Consider the following 6,558-nt stretch of genomic DNA (forward strand, 5'->3'; position numbering starts at 1 on the left):
ACAGACCCGCGGCCGCGGCGTCCTGCCAGGCGTCGGGGAGCAGGTGCAAGCCGGCGAGCACCAGCAACGCGCCCGCCGCCGCCCCGGACAACACCTCCTGCCGTCCCGGACGCCACCTGGCCACGGCGGCCCCCGTCACGGTGGCCGCCGTGACCACGCTCAGCGCGACGATCACGCGTCCGCGGTCGAACCGCGCGCGTGTGCCCGGAGCGCGGCGACCCGCTCGTCGAGCGTGCCCTCCCACGGGTCGGTGTCGGAGACGTACTCGTCGTGGCGCCGCCACCACTCGTAGGCCCCGGTCCGCGGGTAGCCCTCGGGTGAGTCCTCCCAATCCTCCTGGCGGCCGAGGGCGGTGAGGTCGAGATAGCTCCACGTGCTGCCGAGCGCCTCGTCACCGCGGTGGTTGAGGAAGTACGTCCGGAACACCCGGTCCCCGTCGCGCAGGAAGGCGTTGGTGCCGTGCCACTCGTCCACGCCGAAGTCGACGTCGAAGCCGTCGGTCATGGTGTACCAGGGAGCGTCCCAGCCCATCCGCGCCTTCAGCCGCTCGATGTCGGGTTGCGGCGCCCGCGACACCCGGACGTACGTGGTGTCGCGGGCGTTCAGGTGCGCGAGGTGGGCGACCTGGTCGGCCATCATCGAACAGCCCGGGCAGCCGCCCTCCGGCCAGCCCGAGACGCCCGGCTCGAAGAAGAAGCGGTAGACGATCAGCTGACGACGTCCCTCGAACAGGTCCAGCAGGCTCACCGGGCCGTCCGGGCCCTCGAAGCGGTAGGGCTTCGCCACCTCCATCCTGGGCATGCGACGGCGTTCGGCGGCCAGCGCGTCGTGCGCGCGGGTCAGTTCCTTCTCCTTGACCAGCAGCGCCTGGCGCGCGATCTCCCATTCGCTGGCGGACACGATCGGTGGCAGGTTCATGGCGGATCTCCGTTCCATTGCCGGCTTGCACAGACCACAGACCCGCCGGGTGGGTAAAACTGGGCGGTGGCGGACCGCCCAGTTTCGCCGCCGGCCGGTGTCGGTACAGGTGTCGGCTTACGGAGGTGAACGATGGCGGCGGATCTGCTGCAACAAGCTCGTTCGGGCGACCGGGACGCCTTCGCGGCGCTGGTCGAGCCGTATCGCGGCGAGCTCCACCTGCTGTGCTACCGCATGCTGGGATCGCTGCAGGACGCGGAAGACGCCGTCCAGGAAGCCCTGCTGTCGGCCTGGCTGGGCCTGGACGGCTTCGAGGGCCGGTCCTCGGTGCGGACTTGGCTGCACCGCATCGTCACCAACCGCTGTCTCAACGCGCTACGCGCCCGCAGGCCCGCGGCCGCACCCGCACCGGTGGCGCCGGACCCGCAGCCGACCCGGCTGGGCGAGCTCCCGTGGCTTCAGCCCTACCCCGATCTGCTCCTGGACGGTCTTCCCGACGACAACCCCGGCCCCGAGGCCCGCTACGAATCCCGCGAGGCGATCTCGCTGGCGTTCGTCACCGCCGTCCAGCTCCTCCCGCCCAACCAGCGGGCGGTCCTGCTGCTGCGCGACGTGCTCGGCTACCGCGCCGCCGAGACCGCCGACCTGCTCGGCCTCACCGAAAGCGCCGTCACCAGCGCCCTCAAACGAGCCAGGGCGACCCTCCAGGCCACCCACACCCCCGACCGGCCCGCACCCGTTCCCGGCGGACCGGACGAACGCGCGCTGACCGACCGCTTCGTCACCGCCTTCACCGCGCACGACGTCCCGGCCCTGATCGCGCTGATGACCGACGACGTCTGGGTCAAGATGCCGCCACTGCCGTTCGAGTACCGCGGCCCCGAATCCGCCGGCCGCTTCTTCACCGCCGCCTACGGCCAGGGCTGCACGATCAGCCGCCTGATCCCCACCCGAGCGAACGGCCAGCCGGCCTGGGGCGAATACAGCAGCGATCCGCGGACCGACCTCCTGCGGTGCACCGGAGTCCTGGTGGCCACCTGCACCACCGGCGGAATCAGCGAACTCACCCACTTCGAAACCACCGTCGCCCCCTACTTCGGCCTCCCCCGGACCCTCCGGCCGGATCCCCCTCGCTGAAGCCGGAAACGCTGGTCGGGCTCAACCGTGGACGGTCACCGGGAACTTCGCCGGGCCGCGCAGGTTGATCCGGCCGTTCCACTCCAGCTTCCCCGCGAACCCCAGGTCCGGGAACCGCCGCACCAGCCGGCTGATCGCCACCTGACCCTCCAGCCGGGCCAGTGCCGCGCCCAGGCAGTGGTGGGGTCCGGCGCCGAACGACACCTGGTGGCGGGCCTCCGCGCGGTCCAGGCGCAGCTCGGCGGCGTCCGGGCCGAAGAACCGCTCGTCGCGGTTGGCCGAAGCCAGGCAGGCCAGCACGAAGGTGCCCGCCGGGATTTCCTTGCCCGCCACCGAATACGGCGAAGTCGTGATCCGCCGGGTCTGCTGCACCGGGGAGTCGTACCGCAGGAACTCCTCCACCGCGTTCGGCGCCAGCTCGGGCCGCGAACGCAGCAGCGCGAGCTGGTCCGGGTTCCGCAGCAACGCGTTCACGCCGTTGGCGATCAGGTTGACCGTCGTCTCGTGACCGGCCACGTAGAGCAGGACCACCTGGGCCACCAGCTCGTCGCCGTCGAGGACCTGGCCGTCGTGCTCCGCCGCGATCAACGCCGTCAGCAGGTCGTCCGCCGGGTGGTCGCGCTTCCACTCGATCACCGAACGGGTGATGGCGGACAGCTCCGCGTCCGCCGCCGCGATCGCCCGCATCGTCTCGTCGTCGGCCACGATCTCCAGGGAGCGCACCAGGGTTCCGCTCAGCTCGCGGATGCGCGCGTGGTCGGTGGGCGGCATGCCGAGCATCGTCGAAATCACCGCGAACGGCAGCGGGAACGCCAGTTCCTCGACCAGGTCCGACGTGCCCTTTTCGGCCATCCGGTCCAGCGAGGCGTCGACCAGCGCGACGATCTGCGGTTCGAGCGCCGCGATCGCCCGGCGGGTGAACACCTTCGTCACCAGCGAGCGCAGGCGGGTGTGGTCGGGCGGGTCGCGGTCGAGCATCGACAGGTTCAGCACGCCGGGTTCGCCGTCCGGGGTCAGCGTGGCCTGCTGGTCGAGGAACGGGCCCGCGGCCAGGTTCCGCATCTCCACCGAGAGCCCGGCGCGCAGCAGCGCCGAAACGTCTTCGTAGCGCGAGACGAACCAGAAATCCAGCGGGTGCTGCTGCACCGGATCCTCGTCGCGAAGCAGTTTGTACTGCGCGTACGGGTCTTCGAAGAACCCTGGCGCGAACGGGTTGAAGAGCAGCTCGTCGGTGTTCGTCATCGCAAGCCCCCAGAGATACCTACGCCGTGTCGGTGACATACACAGTGTATGTCGTATGCTCGGCGCATGTCGACCGTCAAGAGCCGGCGGGAGCAGTACTCCGAGGCCACCCGGGCCGCCCTGCTGTCGGCGGCCACCCGCCGGTTCGCCGAGCACGGCTTCGGCGGCACGGCGCTGGAGGACATCGCCGCCGACATCCAGGCGACGCGCGGCGCGATCTACCACCACTTCGCGAACAAGACGGCGCTTTTCGAGGCGGTGTTCGAGCAGCTCGAAACCGGGGCGATGGAACTGTCCGCGGCCGCGGCGGCCCAGGCGGACGATCCGTGGACGGCGGCCTTCGCCGCGCTCGACGCGTTCCTCGACCGCTGCTGCGACCCGGTGTACGGCAGGCTGGTCTGGCAGGAAGCCCCGATCGCGCTGGGCTGGCCGCGCTGGCAGGCGGCCGAGGAGCAGTTCGCGTACGGCCTCGTCGAGCAGCTGATCAAGGCGCTGGTGGACGACGGCGACCTCGACGGCCAGCCCCTGGAAACCACGACCCGGCTGGTGTTCGGCATGCTCGGCACGGCCGGGATGGCGCTGGCCGAAGCGTCCGATGTGGACAAAGCGCGGCTGAAGGCGGAATACACGGCGGTCATCGGCCGGATGGCTTCGGGGTTGCGCCGTTCGGGGTAACGGCGATGAATCGCCGCCGCGCCGCCGCCGGGTCCGGAAAGAACGGCGTCGGCGGCCTTTTTCAAGGCAGTTTTCGCGGCCATTCGGGCACATTCGTGTTTAAGGGGGCACCCTGAGTAGTACTTGTGCGGTCTGTGTAAGCTCCGGACTCGCTTGACCGGGTGATCACTCACCCGAATCGGTGGCCGCCGCGATCGACGTCTGTCATCTGCGCGGCCCCCACGTCGTGGTTCGGGCTCGGATAGGAGATTTATGCAGGTCAGGTCCACTCTCGTGCGTGGCGGGATCGCGGTGCTCGCCGCGGCCGCCGCGGTCATGGTCGGCGCCCCGTCGGCCCTCGCGGACGACGGCGCGGCGCGCGGCCGGGTCAGCGAAAACGCCGGCACCGTCGGCTACCGGCTCAACCTCGACGGCGGCGGCGACTACATCACCAAGCTGTTCTCGCTGAAGCTGTCCGACGGCAGCACGCTCAAGCTCTACTGCGTGCAGATCACCGTCGGCATGCGCACCGACGTCGACATGGTCGAGCGCCCGTGGAACAAGTACCCCGCCGAGAACTCGCCCTTCGAGAAGAACAGCGCGAAGATCAACTGGGTGCTGCACCACGGCTACCCGGGTGTCGGGCTGGACGCGCTGGGCAGCACGCTGTCGAAGGCCGGCGTCAAGGTCAACGACGGCATCTCCGAGCGCGAGGCCATCGCCGCGACGCAGGCCGCCGTGTGGCACTTCAGCGACGGCGTGAACCTGAACCTCACGAAGCCGCTGGCCGAGAACAACCCGGCCGAGGCCAACGCCGACGTCGCCGCGCTGTACGGCTACCTGACCGGTGACGAGAACAAGGGCATCGCGCAGCAGCCGAAGCCGACCCTGAACATCGCCGCGGACAAGACCGAAGGCGCCGCGGGCACCAAGATCGGCCCGTTCAGCGTCGCCACCTCCGGTGACATCACGTCGCTGAGCACCGAGCTGCCCGACGGCGTCAAGGTCACCGACGCCGACGGCAAGGAGCTGAAGTCGGCCGACGTCAAGGACGGCAGCAAGCTGTTCGTCGACGTCCCGGCGGACGCGAAGCCGGGCAACGGCTCGTTCTCGCTCAAGGTCACCGGCGAGCTGGACACCGGCCGCCTGTTCGTCGCCGACAACTACGCCAAGAAGCCGGCGCAGTCGCTGATCGTCGCCGACTCGGAGAAGACCCAGGTGACCGCGAAGGCGGCCGCGAGCTGGACCGAGGCGGGCACCCCGGCCACCAGCCCGGCGCCGACCACCCCGGGTGGCGCGCAGTCCGGTGGCGGCGACCTGGCCAACACCGGTGTCGACGCCGCGGTTCCGTTCGGTGTCGGCGGCCTGCTGCTGGGCGGCGGCGCGCTGATGCTGCTGGTCAACCGGCGTCGCAGCCGCGCGTAGGCAAGACCCGTGAACGGGGCCGGTCCACTGTGGACCGGCCCCGTTTTCGCGTCCGACGTTCGGATTGCGATCATCGGGGTACAACGGGACGAATCGCCCCGTAATTGGTCTAGACTTTTCGGCCATGCGCGGTACCACCGTTCCGCTGGGGACGCCCTGTCCGACGCCGCGGGCGGGCGAACTGCCGATGCACCGGCTGGAGGTGCCCGCTCCGCACGCGCCGCCGATCGCCGTCGGCACGTTCGACGCGCTCGGTCCGCTGTCGCGCGCGGAGTTCCCGCACCGGCACACCTTCCACGAGCTCGTGCACGTCACCGGCGGCACCGGCGCGCACGTCGTCGAGCTGGCGCGCTGGCCGCTGCGGCCGCCGCACCTCGGCTTCATCGCGCCGGGTCAGGTGCACCAGTGGGCCGACGTCCGCGGCCTCGACGGGCACGTCGTCGTGTTCACCGACGACTTCCTCCTCGACTACCCGGCCGACCGCGAGCTGCTGCGCCGGCTGAGCGCACGGCCGTGGCTGGAACTCGACGCCCGCGCGAACGCAGGTGTCACCCGGCTGATCGCCGATCTGGAGGACGAATACCGGCGCGGTGGCGACGACACCGAGTCGGTGCTGCGCGCGCTGCTGCACGTCCTCGTCGTGCGGGCGGGACGGCTGCCGGGGACACCGGAAGCGCCGCCCGCGCCCGCCGGGGCGGTGGCGGCGGAGTTCGCGCGGCTCGCGGCCCGCACCGAGCTCGGGCTGTGGTCGGTGACCGCGCACGCCGAACGCATCGGCGTCACCCCCGGTCACCTCACCGAAGCGGTGAAGGCGGCGACCGGACGCACCGCCGCGCAGTTGCTGCGCGAGGCCCGGACCCGGGAGGCGCAACGGTTCCTGCTCCGGACGGACCTCACCGTGCGGCAGGTCGCGAGCCGCGTCGGGTTCGCCGATCCGGCCTACTTCTGCCGGTTCTTCCGCCGGGAGACCGGGCTCAGCCCCGGCGACTTCCGGCGCGGCGGGGAGATTCACCACGACTGACCGGTCCAGTCCATCGTCGCCCGGCCGGTGCGCTGCCTACGTTCGAGGGGATCCCCGACGCCCCCACGAGGAGCAAGGCATGGACGAAGAGAACAAGCTCAGCCGCAAGACGGTGCTCAAGGCCGCGCTCGCGGCGGGCGTCGCCGCGCCGGTCGCGCTGA

The 6,558-nt window shown here is 71.0% G+C and carries 6 protein-coding genes; 4 read left to right on the top strand and 2 right to left on the bottom strand.

Annotation, left to right across the window (positions count from 1 at the left end):
* Positions 1-171: 171 nt before the first annotated feature.
* Positions 172-918 (bottom strand): DUF899 domain-containing protein, encoded by a 747-nt coding sequence (locus G3I65_RS16905; RefSeq protein ID WP_160696972.1) that lies wholly within the window; start codon positions 916-918, stop codon positions 172-174.
* Between the two features lie 132 nt (positions 919-1,050).
* Between G3I65_RS16905 and G3I65_RS16910 the strand changes: the two genes are divergently transcribed.
* Positions 1,051-2,055, top strand: a complete 1,005-nt coding sequence (locus G3I65_RS16910; RefSeq protein ID WP_160696973.1) for an RNA polymerase subunit sigma-70 — start codon at positions 1,051-1,053, stop codon at positions 2,053-2,055.
* A 21-nt stretch (positions 2,056-2,076) separates the two neighbouring features.
* On the opposite strand, the gene G3I65_RS16915 is transcribed toward G3I65_RS16910, so the two are convergent.
* The gene (locus tag G3I65_RS16915; RefSeq protein ID WP_160696974.1) at positions 2,077-3,297 is read right to left on the bottom strand and encodes a cytochrome P450; all 1,221 of its coding nucleotides are present in this window, start codon (positions 3,295-3,297) and stop codon (positions 2,077-2,079) included.
* Positions 3,298-3,363: 66 nt separating this feature from the next.
* Between G3I65_RS16915 and G3I65_RS16920 the strand changes: the two genes are divergently transcribed.
* From G3I65_RS16920 to G3I65_RS16930, 3 genes are all read left to right on the top strand, one after another.
* Positions 3,364-3,972 (top strand): TetR/AcrR family transcriptional regulator, encoded by a 609-nt coding sequence (locus G3I65_RS16920; RefSeq protein ID WP_160696975.1) that lies wholly within the window; start codon positions 3,364-3,366, stop codon positions 3,970-3,972.
* 273 nt (positions 3,973-4,245) lie between these two features.
* Positions 4,246-5,376, top strand: coding sequence for a thioester domain-containing protein (locus G3I65_RS16925; protein ID WP_309235511.1), 1,131 nt, complete (start codon positions 4,246-4,248; stop codon positions 5,374-5,376).
* 124 nt (positions 5,377-5,500) lie between these two features.
* A complete protein-coding gene (locus G3I65_RS16930; RefSeq protein ID WP_163046704.1) occupies positions 5,501-6,397 on the top strand; it encodes an AraC family transcriptional regulator in 897 nt (298 codons plus the stop codon).
* The last annotated feature ends 161 nt before the right edge of the window (positions 6,398-6,558 follow it).

The organism is Amycolatopsis sp. SID8362, from assembly GCF_010550475.1.
Classification (GTDB): domain Bacteria; phylum Actinomycetota; class Actinomycetes; order Mycobacteriales; family Pseudonocardiaceae; genus Amycolatopsis; species Amycolatopsis eburnea.

Bases quoted from the DNA above. Each gene is read 5' to 3' on its own strand.
- G3I65_RS16905 (WP_160696972.1), bottom strand. From the start codon at position 918: ATGAACCTGCCACCGATCGTGTCCGCCAGCGAATGGGAGATCGCGCGC.
- G3I65_RS16910 (WP_160696973.1), top strand. From the start codon at position 1,051: ATGGCGGCGGATCTGCTGCAACAAGCTCGTTCGGGCGACCGGGACGCC.
- G3I65_RS16915 (WP_160696974.1), bottom strand. From the start codon at position 3,297: ATGACGAACACCGACGAGCTGCTCTTCAACCCGTTCGCGCCAGGGTTC.
- G3I65_RS16920 (WP_160696975.1), top strand. From the start codon at position 3,364: ATGTCGACCGTCAAGAGCCGGCGGGAGCAGTACTCCGAGGCCACCCGG.
- G3I65_RS16930 (WP_163046704.1), top strand. From the start codon at position 5,501: ATGCGCGGTACCACCGTTCCGCTGGGGACGCCCTGTCCGACGCCGCGG.